The organism is Actinoplanes sp. NPDC023714, assembly GCF_040639855.1.
GTDB lineage: Bacteria > Actinomycetota > Actinomycetes > Mycobacteriales > Micromonosporaceae > Actinoplanes.
In genome coordinates this window covers 165,690-180,516 of sequence record NZ_JBFAAR010000011.1, presented here as the reverse complement: position 1 = coordinate 180,516, position 14,827 = coordinate 165,690, and the positions used below count along the sequence as shown (strand labels likewise).

The 14,827-nt window shown below is 71.9% G+C and carries 15 protein-coding genes and 1 tRNA gene; 2 read left to right on the top strand and 14 right to left on the bottom strand.

The features are described 5' to 3' along the window. Positions 1 to 4: 4 nt before the first annotated feature. The 7 genes from hutH to AB0G10_RS36075 all read right to left on the bottom strand — a co-directional run bounded on the left by hutH (position 5) and on the right by AB0G10_RS36075 (position 8,408). Entirely contained in the window at positions 5 to 1,579 is a 1,575-nt protein-coding gene (hutH, locus tag AB0G10_RS36105) for a histidine ammonia-lyase (RefSeq protein WP_360932406.1), read from the bottom strand. Next, the gene (gene hutI / locus AB0G10_RS36100; RefSeq protein ID WP_360932403.1) at positions 1,576 to 2,724 is read right to left on the bottom strand and encodes an imidazolonepropionase; all 1,149 of its coding nucleotides are present in this window, start codon (positions 2,722 to 2,724) and stop codon (positions 1,576 to 1,578) included. The genes hutH and hutI overlap by 4 nt, the downstream gene beginning before the upstream one ends. After that, positions 2,721 to 4,019, bottom strand: a complete 1,299-nt coding sequence (locus AB0G10_RS36095) for a formimidoylglutamate deiminase (RefSeq protein WP_360932400.1) — start codon at positions 4,017 to 4,019, stop codon at positions 2,721 to 2,723. Before AB0G10_RS36095 ends, hutI begins: the two co-directional genes overlap by 4 nt. Beyond that, positions 4,016 to 5,167, bottom strand: coding sequence for an allantoate amidohydrolase (locus AB0G10_RS36090; protein WP_360932397.1), 1,152 nt, complete (start codon positions 5,165 to 5,167; stop codon positions 4,016 to 4,018). Before AB0G10_RS36090 ends, AB0G10_RS36095 begins: the two co-directional genes overlap by 4 nt. Then, positions 5,164 to 6,795 carry a urocanate hydratase gene (locus AB0G10_RS36085; RefSeq protein ID WP_360932394.1) on the bottom strand — a complete coding sequence of 544 codons (1,632 nt, stop codon included), beginning with the start codon at positions 6,793 to 6,795 and terminating at the stop codon, positions 5,164 to 5,166. Before AB0G10_RS36085 ends, AB0G10_RS36090 begins: the two co-directional genes overlap by 4 nt. 12 nt (positions 6,796 to 6,807) lie before the next feature. Then, complete coding sequence (locus AB0G10_RS36080; RefSeq protein WP_360932391.1) at positions 6,808 to 7,632, bottom strand: MurR/RpiR family transcriptional regulator; 825 nt, start codon at positions 7,630 to 7,632, stop codon at positions 6,808 to 6,810. A gap of 470 nt (positions 7,633 to 8,102) precedes the next feature. Next, positions 8,103 to 8,408 (bottom strand): hypothetical protein, encoded by a 306-nt coding sequence (locus AB0G10_RS36075; RefSeq protein ID WP_360932388.1) that lies wholly within the window; start codon positions 8,406 to 8,408, stop codon positions 8,103 to 8,105. Between the two features lie 39 nt (positions 8,409 to 8,447). On the opposite strand from AB0G10_RS36075, the gene AB0G10_RS36070 reads away from it, so the two are divergent. Then, the gene (locus AB0G10_RS36070; protein WP_360932384.1) at positions 8,448 to 9,347 is read left to right on the top strand and encodes an MOSC N-terminal beta barrel domain-containing protein; all 900 of its coding nucleotides are present in this window, start codon (positions 8,448 to 8,450) and stop codon (positions 9,345 to 9,347) included. A 64-nt stretch (positions 9,348 to 9,411) separates the two neighbouring features. Beyond that, positions 9,412 to 10,386, top strand: a complete 975-nt coding sequence (locus AB0G10_RS36065) for an expansin EXLX1 family cellulose-binding protein (RefSeq protein ID WP_360932381.1) — start codon at positions 9,412 to 9,414, stop codon at positions 10,384 to 10,386. A 61-nt stretch (positions 10,387 to 10,447) separates the two neighbouring features. Here the strand turns inward: AB0G10_RS36065 and AB0G10_RS36060 are convergent. From AB0G10_RS36060 to AB0G10_RS36030, 7 genes are all read right to left on the bottom strand, one after another. After that, positions 10,448 to 10,531 (bottom strand) — tRNA-Leu (locus AB0G10_RS36060). Positions 10,532 to 10,820: 289 nt separating this feature from the next. Beyond that, entirely contained in the window at positions 10,821 to 11,297 is a 477-nt protein-coding gene (gene bcp, locus AB0G10_RS36055) for a thioredoxin-dependent thiol peroxidase (protein ID WP_360932378.1), read from the bottom strand. Between the two features lie 20 nt (positions 11,298 to 11,317). Continuing rightward, positions 11,318 to 11,740, bottom strand: coding sequence for an S-adenosylmethionine decarboxylase (locus tag AB0G10_RS36050; protein ID WP_360932375.1), 423 nt, complete (start codon positions 11,738 to 11,740; stop codon positions 11,318 to 11,320). Between the two features lie 166 nt (positions 11,741 to 11,906). Continuing rightward, positions 11,907 to 12,896: a hypothetical protein gene (locus AB0G10_RS36045; protein WP_360932373.1), complete on the bottom strand. Its 990-nt coding sequence runs from the start codon at positions 12,894 to 12,896 to the stop codon at positions 11,907 to 11,909. Then, positions 12,893 to 13,633: a thioredoxin domain-containing protein gene (locus AB0G10_RS36040; protein ID WP_360932370.1), complete on the bottom strand. Its 741-nt coding sequence runs from the start codon at positions 13,631 to 13,633 to the stop codon at positions 12,893 to 12,895. The genes AB0G10_RS36045 and AB0G10_RS36040 overlap by 4 nt, the downstream gene beginning before the upstream one ends. Then, on the bottom strand, positions 13,630 to 14,100 hold the full coding sequence (locus AB0G10_RS36035) for a MauE/DoxX family redox-associated membrane protein (protein WP_360932367.1): 471 nt from the start codon (positions 14,098 to 14,100) through the stop codon (positions 13,630 to 13,632). The genes AB0G10_RS36040 and AB0G10_RS36035 overlap by 4 nt, the downstream gene beginning before the upstream one ends. Before the next feature lie 94 nt (positions 14,101 to 14,194). Then, positions 14,195 to 14,743: a sigma-70 family RNA polymerase sigma factor gene (locus AB0G10_RS36030; protein ID WP_360932364.1), complete on the bottom strand. Its 549-nt coding sequence runs from the start codon at positions 14,741 to 14,743 to the stop codon at positions 14,195 to 14,197. Between the last annotated feature and the right edge of the window lie 84 nt (positions 14,744 to 14,827).

Below are 14,827 nucleotides of genomic sequence, written 5' to 3'. Positions count from 1 at the left end.
GTCCTTAGTCGAGCGCCCCGGTAGCCGCCTCGATCTCGGCGCGCAGGGCCGGTCCCGCGATCACGGTCCGGGCCTGCTCCAGCACCGGCGCCAGGAAGAGATCCGGCCCCGGCACGCCCGCGAACGGCGCCACCGCGGCCACCGCGGCCCGGCCCGCCGGTGACGGCGTGAGCGGCTCGCGCAGCTGCAGGCCACGGACCGCGGCGAGGAGTTCGACAGCGAGCAGGCTGGTCAGGTTGTCGAGGACGGTACGCAGTTTCTTGGTGGCCGCCCAGCCCATCGAGACGTGGTCCTCCTGCATGCCGCTGGTCGGCAGCGAGTCGACCGAGGCGGGCGCGGCGAGCCGGCGGTTCTCGGCGACGATGCCGGCCGCGGTGTACTGCGCGATCATCAGCCCGGAGTTGACCCCGGCGTCGGGGGAGAGGAACGGCGGCAGGTCGCGGGAGCGGGTCACGTCGAGCAGGCGGTCCACCCGGCGCTCGGCGATGGCGCCCACCTCGGCCGCCGCGATCGCGAGGTAGTCGGCGGCGAAGCCGAGCGGCGCGCCATGGAAGTTGCCGGTCGACTCGACCCGGCCGTCCGGCAGCACCACCGGGTTGTCCACCACGGAGACGAGTTCGCGAGAAGCGACGAGGAAGGCGAAGTCGAGCGTGTCCCGGGCCGCGCCGGCCACCTGCGGCGCGCAGCGCATCGAGTAGGCGTCCTGCACCGCGTGCGCCAGGTCGTCGCGGTGCGAGTCCATGATGGCGGACCCCTGGAGCAGCCGGTGGACGTTCGCGGCGGAGGCGGCCTGGCCCGGATGGGGCCGGATGGCGTGCAGCTCGGGCAGGAACGGCCGCTCCGAGCCGAGCATCGCCTCGATGGCGAGCGCCGTGGTCACGTCGGCCATGGCGAACAGGTGCCGCGCGTCGGCGATCGCCAGCAGCAGCATGCCGAGCATGCCGTCGGTGCCGTTGATCAGCGCGAGGCCCTCCTTCGCGGCCAGGTCGAGCGGGTGGAGGCCGGCCGCGCGCAGCGCCTCGGCGGCGGCCACCCGGGAGCCGTCCTTGCCGAGCACCCAGCCCTCGCCGAGCAGCACGATCGCGCAGTGCGCGAGGGGCGCCAGGTCGCCGGAGGCGCCGAGCGAGCCGTGCTCCGGCACCCACGGCGTGATGTCGTGGTTGAGCAGGTCGACGAGGCCCTGGGCGAGCACCGGGCGGACCCCGGACCGGCCCATCGCCAGCGACCGGACGCGCAGCAGCATCATGGCCCGGACCACCTCGCGCGGCATCGGGGCGCCGATGCCGGCGGCGTGCGAGCGGATCAGCGCGTGCTGGAGCTCGGCGCGGCGCTCCGGCGCGATCGAGGTGTTGGCGAGGGCGCCGAATCCGGTGGAGACGCCGTAGACCGGGCGGCCGGACGCCTCGATGCCGTCGACGATGGCGCGGCTCGTGGCCATCGCCTCGAGGGCGGCCGGTGAGATCTCGACGCGGGCGCGGCCCCGGGCGACGGCGACGACGTCGGCGGGACTGACCCCGGTGGGCTGGACGGTGACGACGTCTTCGGGGCGGACCCCGGCGGACTGAGCGGTGACGATCACTGAAGCACTCCGTCGTGCAGAACGGTTCGGATCAAGGGAACACCGGGCCGGTAGGCCAGGTGCAGGTGGGAGGGGGCGTCGAGCACGATCAGATCGGCCCGGGCCCCCGGGCGGATCACGCCCAGATCGGTACGGCGCAGGGCCGCGGCCCCACCGGCGGTCGCCGCGACGACGGCCTCGGCGGGGGTCATGCGCATCTCCCGCACGGCCAGGGCCACGCAGAACGGCATCGAGCTCGTGTACGACGAGCCCGGGTTGCAGTCGGTCGCGAGGGCGACCGTGGCGCCGGCGTCGAGCAGCCGGCGCGCGTCCGGGTAGGGCGAGCGGGTGGAGAACTCGGCGCCCGGCAGCAGGGTCGCGACGGTGTCCGACCCGGCCAGCGCGGCCACGTCGGCGTCGTCGAGGTGGGTGCAGTGGTCGGCGCTGGCGGCGCCCAGCTCCACCGCGAGCCGCACGCCCGGGCCGGGCCCGAGCTGGTTGGCGTGCAGCCGCAGGCCGAGGCCCCGCTCGGCGCCGGCGGTCAGGATCGCGCGCGCCTGATCGCCGTCGAACGCGCCGCGCTCGCAGAAGACGTCGACCCACTTCGCCCACGGGACCACGGCTTCCAGCATCTCGCCGCGAACGAGATCGACATAGTCGTCGGCGCGTCCCGCATAGTCGGCCGGCACGACATGGGCGCCGAGGAACGTGGTCTCCGCGGTGAGCTCGGCGGCGAGACGCACCGATCGGGCCTCGTCCGGCACGTTCAGCCCGTACCCGCTCTTGATCTCGATCGTGGTGGTCCCCTGCCGCAGCGCCTCGCCCACCAGGCGCCGCGCATTGCGGCGCAACTCCTCGTCGGACGCGGCGCGGGTGGCCGCCATCGTGGTCCGGATGCCGCCGCCGGTGTAGGGCTCGCCGGCCATCCGCGCGCCGAACTCGGCCGCCCGGTCGCCGGCGAAGACCAGGTGGGCGTGGCTGTCGACGAACCCGGGCAGCACCGCGGCGCCCTCCGCGTCGAGCCGGGAGTCGGCCGCTGGCGCCCGCGACGACGGACCGACCCAGGCGATCCGGTCGCCCTCGACGACCACGGCGGCGTCGTGCAGGATGCCGGTCTGCGGGTCGCTGGTGAACAGCTCGCCGATGCCGGTGACGACGAGACTCATCGCAGCACCTCGCTGATCGTCCGGTGGAGTTCGGCGGGCACGTCGATCGACAGGTGGCGGCCCTCGGCGACGATCGGCCGGCCGTCCACGATCACGTCGGTCACGTCCGCCGCGGTGGCCGCGAAGATCAGCCCGGCCGGGTCGGCGCCCGCGGTCCGCACGCTGCCGAGCGAGACCGCGACCAGGTCGGCCCGCTTGCCGGCGGCGATCTCCCCGGCGTCGTGCCAGCCGAGCGACCGGTGGCCCGCGCCGGTGGCCGCCGTGATCAGCTCGGCGGCGGTGAAGTGGCCGCGCTGCCGGGTGGCGAGCCGTTCGTCCAGCTCGAGGCCGCGCGCCTCCTCGAAGAAGTCGATCACGGCGTGGCTGTCGCTGCCGAGCGTGAGGGTCGCCCCCGCGTCGGCGAGCCGCCGGGCCGGCCCGATGCCGTCGGCCAGGTCGCGCTCGGTGGTCGGGCAGAAACAGGCGAACCGCCCGTCGCCGAGGATGCCGACGTCGGCCTCGGTCAGATGGGTGGCGTGCACCGCCGTGGTCATCGGCTGCCAGACGCCCGCCGCGTCGAGCAGCTCAGCCGGCGAACAGCCGTGCACGGCCCGGCACGCCTCGTTCTCGGCGGGCTGCTCGGAGAGGTGGACGTGCACCGGCAGGCCTGCGGTGCGCTGCGCGAACGTCGCCATCCCGTCGACCGGCGCCGCCCGTACCGAATGAAGAGCCGCACCGATCTTGACGCCGTCACCGCCCGGCAACCGGTCGAATCGGGCGAACCACCCGTCGTAGTCGCCGTCGCCGAACCGGCGCTGCACCCCCTCGAGCGGCTTGCCGTCGACGCTCGCGGTCAGGTAGACCGCGTCCAGCAGGGTGATCCGGATCCCGGCCTCGCGGGCCGCCGCGATGAGCGCGTGGCCCATCGCATTGGGATCGGCGTAGGGAGTGCCGTCCGGCCCGTGATGCAGGTAGTGGAACTCGCCGACGCCGGTGATCCCGGCCATCGCCATCTCCGCGTAGACCGCCCTGGCCAGCGCGAAGTAGTTGTCCGGATCGAGCCGGCCGGCCACCGTGTACATCAGCTCACGCCACGTCCAGAAGCTGCCGCGATCGCGGTGGGTGCGCCCGCGCAGCGCCCGGTGGAAGGCGTGCGAGTGCGCGTTGGCGAACCCGGGGAGGACGAGCCCGCGCAGCCGCATCCCGCCGGCCTCGGCGCCCGGGAAGACCGACGTGATCAGCCCGCCGGCAACCTCAATCCGGACATTTCGCTCCACCCGGCCGCCGACCCAGGCGTGATCCGCGAAGTAGGTCACGCCAAGTCCTCCAGCACCGCCGCCAGCGCCTCGACGCCCGCCTCGCAGTCCTCGTCGGAGGCGTGCTCGGCGGGGGAGTGCGACACCCCGGTCGGGTTGCGCACGAAGAGCATCGCGGTCGGCACGTGCGCGGACAGCACCCCGGCGTCGTGCCCGGCGCCGGTCGGCAGGATCGGCGCGCCACCGAGCACCGCCGACAGCCGCCGCGCCAGCGCCTCGTCGAACGCCACCTCGGCGGTCACCGACTCCGGCGTGACCTCGAGCGACGTGCCGTCCCGGCCGGCCCGCTCGGTCACCTTCTTCACCAGCGACTCGACCAGCTGGTCGAGGGTCGCCGGATCGGCGGCGCGGGCGTCGAGCCAGCCCCGGACCAGCGACGGGATGGCGTTCGTCGCGTTCGGCTCGACCTGCACCCGGCCCACCGTGGCGTGCGCGCCGGTGAGCCTGGCCTCCTTGTTCGCCGCGAGCACGGCGAACGCGAAGGTCAGCATCGGATCGTGCCGGTCGGTCATCCGGGTGGTGCCCGCGTGGTCGCCGACGCCGGCGAAATCCATCCGCCAGCGCCCGTGCGGCCAGATCGCGGACGCCACGCCCACCGGTGTCTCGAGCGCACGGCCCTGCTCGATGTGCAGCTCGACGAATGCCTTGAGATTGCTCACCCGGGCATCCTGACCGGCGGGCGTTTGACCCAGCGTTTGACGGAAGGAGAAACCTTCGCGATCTTGGAGCGCCGCGGCCTTCTGCGGCGCGATCGCGCCGGTCAGGAGACGAGACCCGAGGCAGGGTACGCCGAACCGGCCGCCCTCCTCCTCACAGAAGGCGGCGATCGCGACGTTGGGCGCGGACACCCGGTCGGCGGCGAGGAAGGCGCTCACGATCCCGAGCGGCCCGTCGTACCCGCCGCCGTACGGCACCGAGTCGAAATGTGACCCGGTCAGCACGGTGCCCGGGGCCCACGGTTCGCCCCGCCATGCGAAGAGGTTCCCATTGCCGTCGTCGGTGACCAGCATGTCCCTTCGCGCGGCCTGCGTGCGGAACCAGTCGCGCAGCGTCAGCTCCGGCTCGGAGAGCGCGTACCGCAGGTAACCGCCGCCCTCGGTCCGGCCGATCGGGGCGATCTCGTTCCAGAGATCGGTGAAGGCGCTCATCGCGGCATCGGGACGTGCACGCCGCCGGCCGAGTCCGACGCATACCCGGCGTCGACGTGCCGCAGCACGCCCATGGCCGGGTCGTTGGTGAGCACCCGCTCGATCTTCTGACCGGCCAGCGCCGTGCCGTCCGCGACGCAGACCTGACCGGCGTGGATGCTCCGGCCGATGCCCACCCCGCCGCCGTGGTGGATGGAGACCCAGCTGGCCCCGCTCGCCGTGTTGACGAGCGCGTTCAGCAGCGGCCAGTCGGCGATCGCGTCGGAGCCGTCGAGCATCGCCTCGGTCTCCCGGTACGGCGACGCCACCGAGCCGGAGTCGAGGTGGTCCCGGCCGATCACGATGGGCGCGCTGACCTCGCCCCGGGCCACCATGTCGTTGAACCGCACCCCGGCTCTGTCCCGCTCGCCGTACCCGAGCCAGCAGATCCGCGCGGGCAGGCCCTGGAACGCGACCCGCTCGCCGGCCATCCTGATCCACCGGGCGAGCGGCTCGTTCTCCGGGAAGAGGTCGAGCACGGCCCGGTCGGTGGCGGCGATGTCGGCGGGGTCGCCGGAGAGCGCGGCCCACCGGAACGGCCCCTTGCCCTCGGCGAAGAGCGGCCGGATGTACGCCGGCACGAACCCGGGGAACTCGAAGGCCCGCTGGTATCCGGCCAGCTGCGCCTCGCCGCGGATCGAGTTGCCGTAGTCGAACACCTCGGCGCCGGCGTCCATGAACCCGACCATCGCGGCGACCTGCTTCGCCATGCTGGCGCGGGACCGGTCGGTGAACTCCTCCGGCTTGGTCCGGGCGTACTCGGCGGCGTCCTCCAGCTCCACGCCGACCGGCAGGTACGACAGCGGATCGTGGGCGCTGGTCTGGTCGGTCACGATGTCGATCTCGACGCCCCGGGTCAGCAGCTCGGGGAAGACGAGGGCGGCGTTGCCGACGACGCCGACGCTCAGCGCCTTGCGGTCGCGCTTCGCCCGCAGCGCGAGTTCGACGGCCTGGTCCAGGTCGTCGGCGACGACGTCCAGGTAGCGCGTGTCCACCCGGCGCTGCAGCCGCGTCCGGTCCACGTCGACGATGAGGCAGACGCCGCCGTTCATCGTGACGGCGAGGGGCTGCGCGCCGCCCATGCCGCCGCAGCCGCCGGTCAGGGTCAGGGTGCCGGCCAGGTCGCCCCGGAACTTCTTGGCGGCGACCGCCGCGAACGTCTCGTACGTGCCCTGCAGGATGCCCTGGGTACCGATGTAGATCCACGAGCCGGCCGTCATCTGGCCGTACATGGTCAGCCCCAGCTGCTCGAGCCGGCGGAACTCCGGCCAGGTCGCCCAGTCGCCGACCAGGTTCGAGTTGGCGATCAGCACGCGCGGCGCCCACTCGTGGGTGCGCAGCACGCCGACCGGCTTGCCGGATTGCACGAGCAGCGTCTCGTCGCCCTTCAGCGTGTCCAGCTCACGGACGATCGCGTGGAAGGAGGGCCAGTCGCGGGCGGCCCGGCCGGTGCCGCCGTACACCACGAGATCCTGCGGCCTTTCGGCCACATCGGGGTCGAGGTTGTTCATCAACATGCGCTTGGCGGCTTCTTGCGGCCACCCCTGAGCCGTGTACGACGTACCGCGTGGTGCGCGAATCTCGGCCATGGTCAACTCCTGTCACGCCAGAAAGATGTGCCGCTGCGCGGCTGCCGTTTCGAACTCCTCCAGACGGCGCTGCACCGGTTCCGGCGCCGCGTCGCACATCGCCTGCAGCAGGACCATGGCCATCGCCATCGGGCCGGTGTGCAGGTCGAACACGAGCTGGGTACCGACCGCCGCGGGCAGCACGACGTCGGCCGACTCGGCGACCGGGCTGACCGCCGAGTCGGTGATGGCCACGACCGCGAGCCCGGCGGCCTTGGCCTCGCGGACCGCCTCCACGGTCTCGCGCGGATAGCGCGGCAGCACGATCGCCAGCATCGCACCGGCGCCGGCCGCGCGGGCCTGATCGAGCCGGTCGAGCAGCCCGGTGCCGCCGCCGTCGAGCACCCGCACGTCCGGGAAGGCCTTCGCCGCGAAATACCCGAAGTACGCCGCGAGCGGCGCCGCGGCCCGCAGCCCCAGCACCGGCAGCGGCCGGCTGGCGATCAGCAGCTCCGCCGCGGCCCGCACGTCCTCCAGCCGCTCCAACTGCTCACCGAGCCGCCGCAGATGATCGGTCTCGGCCGCCACGGCCCGCTGCATCGCGTTCTGCCCGGCCGGCTCGGCAGGCTCGTCCGCCGTCACCGCCCGCAGCTCACGCCGCAGAGCCGGATATCCGGAGTAGCCGAGCGCCATGGCGAACCGCGTCACCGACGGCTGGCTCACGCCCGCCAGCTCGGCCACCTCGGCCGCGGACAGATAGGCGGCCCGAGCCCCCTGCCCCACAAGGCTGTGCGCGATCCGCCGCTGAGTCGGCGTGAGGCGAGCGCCCTGAAAGAGCTTGACTACTCCGTCATTCACATCAGCAGCTTATGCATAAAAACTTTCAGAGCACCAGACCTCCATCCCAAAAGAACGACAGCGCGGACCCCGGCGCTCACCGCCCGCGGCGATCATCAACTCGGCCGACGGCTCTCGGCGATCGCAATGAGATTCGTAGTGGCCGTTGCAGCGACGCCCCGCAGTCATGCCGTTGCGGAGTCGCTCGCTAAGAAGTGAGCCAAAAGTCGCAGCACAGACCGAACCGCCGCCCAACCCCGCGCCAGTCCGGCAAGAGTCGCCGTGCCCCCGAAGCGCCCTCTCCTCCCGATCTTGTGAAGTGAAGCCACACCGGTCCCGCGCAGTTTCACAAGATCGCGCGAGAGGGCGGGCGCCATCCCCGATCTTGTTGATTGGGCCATGCCCGGGCCTGCCCTAATCAACAAGATCGCGACAGAAGGGGGAGCGCGACAGAAGAGGAGGGCGACAAAAGGGGAGGCGGCAAAACGGGCTCAGCGAGCCACCACCTCGTGGTGCGTCACCGTCGTCTCGCGGTCCACCAGGAAAGCGTCGTCCTCCGGGTAGAAGACGGCCCTCTCGATGTCGTCGCCGGCGAAGCCCCGGATCGCGTCGAGGGACTCCCACCAGCTCAGCGTCGTCACCTCGGAGCGGCCGTCGCCCAGGTCGCGGCTCCACATCTGGGCGCCCAGATTGCCCGGCGTCCTGCGGTATCCGGTCAGTCCGGTCTGTTCGATGTACGTCGTGTACTCGCCGACCCGCTCGGTGCGAACCCAGCCTCGCCACATGCGCGCAATCATGAGGGTCAGCGTAGGAGCAGGTGTGACATCGTGCAGAGCATGCTGATCGCAGGACTCCACACGTACCCGGTCAAGGGTTGTCACCGGCTGGACCACGACGAGGCCGGCGTCGAACCGCAGGGCCTGACCCATGACCGGCGGTGGATGATCGTCGATGCCGAAGGCGTCGGCATCACTCAGCGTGAGACGCCCCGCCTCACCCAGCTCACCGCGCGGCCGCGCCGAGGCGGTCTCATCCTGAGCGCGGAGGGGATGCCCCCGCTCGACGTCGACGAGCCGCAGGACGGGGACAAGGTCGCCGTCCGGGTGTTCAAGAACAAGCCGCCGGTGCCGGTCCGGGCTGCGGAGAGCGCGTGGGTCAGCGAGTTCCTGGGCCGGGACGCCCGGCTGGTCTGGCAGGCCGACCCGACGAGCCGGACCGTCGCGGACGGGGCGCTGCCGGCCGACCCGACGAGCCGGACCGTCGCGGACGGGGCGCTGCCGGCCGACCCGACGAGCCGGACCGTCGCGGACGGGGCGCTGCCGGGCGACCGGGTGAGTCTCGCCGACGGCTACCCGGTGTTGCTGGCCAACACGGCGTCACTCGCCGCGGTCAACGACTGGCTCACCGAGAGTGGCGACGAGCCGGTGCCGATGCACCGGTTCCGGCCCAATGTCGTGGTCAGTGGCGCGGGCGCCTGGGCCGAGGACGGCTGGCTGGGCCGGCGGCTGCGGATCGGCGAGGTCACGTTCCGGGCGGCGAAGGCCTGCGCCCGCTGCCGGGTCACCACGATCGATCAGGAGACCGGGGAGGCCGGGCGGCAGCCGCTGCACGTTCTCGGCCGGCATCGGCGGATCGGCGGCGGGCTGATGTTCGCGATCAACCTGATCCCCGAGCTGGCCGCCGGCGAGACTGGTCGAATTCGGACAGGTGACCCGGTGAATGTCGTAGAAGAGTGAATCCGTCTTAGGGGAGTCTTAGAAGATTTGCCCCGACGGGCGCGCTCCCACCAGGATCGCCCGGGTGAGTGCCCATCGAAGCCCGTTCCCCATCCGATGGCTCGCCGCCGGCGGCGCCGCCGTGGTCGCCGGAATCATCGGTGTCGCCCTGGTCGTGCAGACCGGTGGATCCGCCTGCGCCGCGCCGCCGAGCACGACGGCGAAGTCCGGCAAGGCCACCTTCTACGACCTGGCCGGCACGTCCGGCAACTGCTCGTTCGAGGTGCCGGCCGACGATCTCTACGTGGCGCTCGGCCCGTCGCAGTATTCCGAGGGCGCGTCCTGCGGGGCCTACCTCGACGTGACCGGCCCCAAGGGCAAGGTCCGCGTGAAGGTCTTCGACTCCTGCCCGGAGTGCGCGGCCGGTCACCTCGACCTGAGCCGCACCGCCTTCAAGAAGATCGGCGCCGAGATCGACGGCATCATCCCGATCAAGTACAAGCTGGTCACGAACCCCTCCGTCCCGGGCCCGATCAGCGTCCGGATCAAGGAGGGCGCCTCGCAGTACTGGTTCGCGGCGCGCATCGACAACCACGCCAACCTGCTGTCGTCGGTGCAGGTGGCGGGCTCGGGCGGCGGCTTCACGAAGGCCAACCGCACGGATTTCAACTACTGGATCATCGACAGCGGCGCCGGTCCAGGCCCCTACAAGATCAAAATCACTGATGTGTACGGGAAGACGAGCACGCTCTCCGGCATCAAGATGAGCCCCGGGACGGTCCAGAAGACAGGCGTCCGGTCGTCGTCCTCATCGTCGTCCTCGTCGGCTTCGAAGAAGGCGGCATCCCCGTCGCCGTCGAAGGTCAAGCCCTCGGCTTCTGCTTCCGCGTCGGCGTCGCCCGCCGCGAAGAAGCCGTCCCCGTCGTCCGCGGCCCCGCTCCTGGAGTCCACGACGACCGGTCCGGCAACCGACCCGGCCACCGACCCGGCTGTGGCCGACCCGGCCGTTGCCGGCCCGGCCGTCGACCTGGCGGCGGCCGAGAAGGCCCCGTCCTGCTGAACCGACGCTCCACGCGAACGAGTGCCCGGGCCTGTCGCCCGGGCACTCGTCGTCTTCACGGTGCGGAAGAGGGGACTTGAACCCCCACGCCCTCACGGGCACAGGAACCTAAATCCTGCGCGTATGCCAATTTCGCCACTTCCGCTCGTTTTGCCCGGTAGGGCAAAGCGTTGTGCAGAGTCTAATTGGTCAGATCGAACCGTGTCGCGCCGGTGACCGCTGCCCCACCCGGGGGAATGCGGGGCCTTGCATGCACGGCGGCCGCCTTGCGGGTTGGTTACCGCATGACGGCCGCCGTGAGCTCCGGGCGCCGGCCGCCGGAGAGGACGGTTGGCGATCGCCCTCCCCATCGGCGGGTCGGGCCCGGAGTTGCAGGTTTAGCCGGATCATTCCGGCTGATGGGAGGCCGGCGGGAAGCGGGCGGGAAGCGGTCTTCAGTCCAGGCCGAGGTCGCGGCGCAGCTTCGCCACGTGGCCGGTCGCCTTCACGTTGTAGAGGGCGCGCTCGATGAGGCCGTTCTCGTCGATCACGAAGGTGGAGCGGATCACGCCGGTCACGGTCTTGCCGTAGAGCTGCTTCTCGCCGAACGCGCCGTACGCCGTCAGCACGCTCTTGTCCTCGTCGCTGACGAGCGGGAACGTGATGGCGTCGTGCTCGCGGAACTTCGCCAGCTTGGCCGGCTTGTCGGGGGAGATGCCGACCACTTCGTACCCGGCGGCCTGGAGCGAGGCCAGGTTGTCGCGGAAGTCGCAGGCCTGCTTCGTGCAGCCGGGCGTCATCGCGGCGGGGTACGCGTACAGAACGACCTTGCGCCCCCGGAGATCGGAGAGCGTAAGGCTGTCCCCGTTGTCGGTGGGCAGGGTGAAGTCGGGCGCGGCGTCGCCGGCGGCCAGGCGGACGTTCTCAGTCATGGGACCGACGATAGTGCCGGTCAGGCGGCGGCTCGCTGCCCGCTCCAGAGCTGCCGCGCGGCGGTGAGGTCGCGGGGCCATTCCTCGCCGCGGCGGGAGAGGGTGCGTTCGGCGATCTCGAAGTCGCCGACCAGGCGGTGGAACTCGGCGAGCACGTCGGCCTCCCGGAACGGTTTGCAGGAGAACACGTTGACGAGGACCTCGCGCAGGTGCGGATAGGTGTGCACGGCGGCGTGCGACTCGGCGAGGATCACCACGGCGGACTTGCCGGACTTCTCCGGCGGGCCGCCCTCGGTCGCCACGAGCGGGCCGGCGATGACGGTCATGCCGATGCGGGTCACCAGGTCGCGCATGAAGGTGGTGAGCGTCCGCTCGTCGTCGAGGGGCCGGATGTCGGTCACGGCCGAGAGGCGCAGCGTGAGTTCGTCACCGTAATGGTCCATCGGTCCTCCCCATTCAACCGGATGACCGAACGTTACCGTTCCGCTCCAGTTCGGAGTGTGCCAATGTTTCCGCAGGTCAGAGAGGGTATGGGATCCGTCGGCGAATGGCCTTTCCGGTGCCGGAAACGGTTGCCGGTGAGCGAGCAGAAAGCGCATTCGATGGTGTTCAGCGCACCGGGTCATGTACTCGCGGAGGCGCCGGGGTGGCGGCCCGGATCCGCAGCACGCCGGTGAGGGCCAGCCCGCTTCCGACGCCGATCGCGATCGCCACGGCGGCCCGAGCGAGCCAGCCCGGCCCGGCGGACGGCACGACCGGGGCGAAGAACACGTCGGCGCTGCCGAACCCGGCGAACGCGGCCAGCACGAACCCGGAGAGCGCCAGATAGAACGGCGGATGCCGGTATGCCGCCGCGACCGCGAGCAGCCCGGCCAGCACGAGGACGCCCGGCAGGCCTCCGCCATCCGCGGTGCGCAGGTAGGCGTACCCCAGAACGGCGAGACCACCGATCAGCGCAAGCGGCCCCGCGGACCTCGGCCACCGATGAGCCAGAAGCGCGACGGCGAGGCCCGCCAGGGCCGCGCCGAGCCACCAGGCCCAGGTCAGCGGCGCCGGCTCGTAGTCGAGGGTGCCCTGGATCTCGAAGACCCGGGCCTGATCGCGCAGCGGGATGGTCCACTCGCGCAGCCGGTGCTCGGCGTCCGGATCGGCGGCGGCCTGCGGGGGGAGGCCGGCCTCGGTCCACTGGGTGCGCTGATCGTGCCAGCGGACCGTGGTGTCGGTGGAGACCCGGCGCCAGGCCGGCGCGGCGGTCGGATCGGCGTTCGCCGGGAGCGCGGTGCCGCCGTCGGCGGTCGCGTTGAAGTAGGTGGCCGGCGAGTTCACGTTCTCGTAGGTGCCGTCCGGGCGGATCTCGAGGTACGGCTCACCCGAGTAGCCGAGCACCTCGATCGACCGGCCGCTCTCGTTGGTCAGCTCGACCCGCGCCCCGCCCTCGACCATCCGGGCCCGGACGCCGCCGGGCGCGCCGCTGACCGCGGTGACAGCGGTCCGGTACGAGGTGACCTCGCTGGTGTCCCCGGCGTGCGCGGACGCGGGCGCGGCCGGCCCGAGGATCAGGCCGGCCGCCGCGAGGAGGGTCGCGAGGAGACGCCTCACCCGGCCGCCTTCTCGATGGTCTGGGTCAGCAGCTCGGTGGTGGGGACGGTGTCGCCCGGGCCGGTCAGCGTCGTGCCGTTCACCACGATCGTCGGGGTGCTGGTGTAGCCCCGGTCGGAGAACTTCTCGGTCACGTCGGTCGCCCACGTCTCGTAGGTTCCCTCCTTGACGGCGTTCACGAAAGTGTCGCTGGTCAGGCCCACCGACGCGGCCAGCTCGACGATCTTGTCATTGCTCAGGCCGTCGCTGTTCTCGGCCGGCTGGTTGTCGTAGAGCACGTTGTGCAGCTCGAGGAACTTGCCGGCCTCGGCCGCCGCGGCGGCGGCGCCGGCCGAGCGGGTCGAATACGCGGTGCCGTTGGAGAACCGGTCGAGGATCGACACCGGGTGGATCCGTAGCGTGATCGTGCCGGCCTCGGCCAGGTCCTGCAGCTTCCCGCCGCTGGACTGCTCGAAGTTCCCGCAGGCCGGGCACATGAAGTCCTCGTAGACGTCGACGGTCACCGGGCCGCTGCCGAGCGCGAACGCCGTACCCTCGTCGACCGCGGCGGCCGGGGTGACCAGCTTGCCGTCGTCCTGCCGGGACATCACGGTGTAGCCGGCCAGGCCCGCCACGAAGAGCACGAGGACGACAGCGACCGAGGTCCAGAGCGTCACCTTGCGCCGCCGCTCGGCGGCCTGCTGCTGCGCGATGATCTCCCGGGCCTTGACGGTCCGGTCACGCTTCCCCTTGCTCATCGAACAACCCCCATGAGTACGTCGTCAGCGGAGAACCGGGACCGCGGCTTCCACAGCAGGATCCCGGCCAGCGCGAGGAAGGCGAGATCCCGCAGGATGTCCAGCCCGTACGCGGTGTCCCGGCCGGCCGCCAGCTCCCCGCCGGTGCTGAAGCACCCGCAGTCGATCTGCAGGCCGCGCGCCCAGGCCGAGACGATGCCGGCGATGAAGACCACCAGCAGCACCGCGGAGATCGCGGCGGTGAGCCGCGTCGCGAGCCCGGCCAGGAGCAGCAGGCCGAGCACGATCTCGAGGAACGGCTGCGCCGCGCCGACGATCTTCGCGGTGTCGTAGGACATCAGCTGGTAGGCGTTCACGGCGCGCGCCGATGCGGCCAGGTCACCGACCTTGAGCCCGCCGGCGACCAGCCAGACCGCGGCCAGGCCGAGCCGAGCCGCCGTGGAGATCCACGGCCAGGTTCTTTCCATGCGCACGCCCCGTTAGACGCTGTTCGTGAGGACCCGGTTCCCGATCATGTCTACTCGGGGACGGGCATCACACGCAGGGCCGGAAGACCCTGAATCAGCTGGCTTGTGCCTGGGAGACCGCTGTGATCAGCTCGTCGCGGGCGCGCGCCACGCGGGAGCGGATCGTGCCGACCGGGACGTCCTCGACGTCGGCCGCCTCGGCGTAGGAGAGGCCCAGCACCTGGGTGAGCACGAACGCCGTACGCCGCTCGTCGCTGAGCCGGCTCAGCAGATCGGCACTGGTCAGGCGGTGTGCCGGGTCGGGGGCGGGCAGTTCGGTGACGGCCTGCGCGGCGAGCCGGGCGTCGAGCCGGCGGCGGCGCACCACCGAGCGCAGGTGGTCGGCGCAGGTCCGGCGGGCGATGCCGAGCAGCCAGGTGCGCACGCTGGATCGCCCCTGGAACGTGTCGAGCGCGCGGAACGCCCGCAGGTAGGTTTCCTGAGTGAGATCGTCGGCGGTCCCCGGGTCGATCAGCGCGGCCGTGAAACGCCACACCTCGGCCTGGGTGGCCCGGACGAACGCGGCCTGAGCAGCCCGGTCACCGTCGCGGGCGGCCAGGGCCAGCGCGGTGGTCTCGTCGGTCTCGTGCTCACCAGCGGTCACGAGGGGGATGGTACGCGAATCGGCAGTCGCCCTCCGCATCTGGAACCATGCAATGGCTGTCCCCGGTAGGAACGGAGTCCCCCC

Bases quoted from the DNA above. Each gene is read 5' to 3' on its own strand.
- hutI (WP_360932403.1), bottom strand. From the start codon at position 2,724: ATGAGTCTCGTCGTCACCGGCATCGGCGAGCTGTTCACCAGCGACCCG.
- AB0G10_RS36090 (WP_360932397.1), bottom strand. From the start codon at position 5,167: ATGAGCGCCTTCACCGATCTCTGGAACGAGATCGCCCCGATCGGCCGG.
- AB0G10_RS36085 (WP_360932394.1), bottom strand. From the start codon at position 6,795: ATGGCCGAGATTCGCGCACCACGCGGTACGTCGTACACGGCTCAGGGG.
- AB0G10_RS36075 (WP_360932388.1), bottom strand. From the start codon at position 8,408: ATGATTGCGCGCATGTGGCGAGGCTGGGTTCGCACCGAGCGGGTCGGC.
- AB0G10_RS36070 (WP_360932384.1), top strand. From the start codon at position 8,448: ATGCTGATCGCAGGACTCCACACGTACCCGGTCAAGGGTTGTCACCGG.
- bcp (WP_360932378.1), bottom strand. From the start codon at position 11,297: ATGACTGAGAACGTCCGCCTGGCCGCCGGCGACGCCGCGCCCGACTTC.
- AB0G10_RS36050 (WP_360932375.1), bottom strand. From the start codon at position 11,740: ATGGACCATTACGGTGACGAACTCACGCTGCGCCTCTCGGCCGTGACC.
- AB0G10_RS36040 (WP_360932370.1), bottom strand. From the start codon at position 13,633: ATGAGCAAGGGGAAGCGTGACCGGACCGTCAAGGCCCGGGAGATCATC.
- AB0G10_RS36035 (WP_360932367.1), bottom strand. From the start codon at position 14,100: ATGGAAAGAACCTGGCCGTGGATCTCCACGGCGGCTCGGCTCGGCCTG.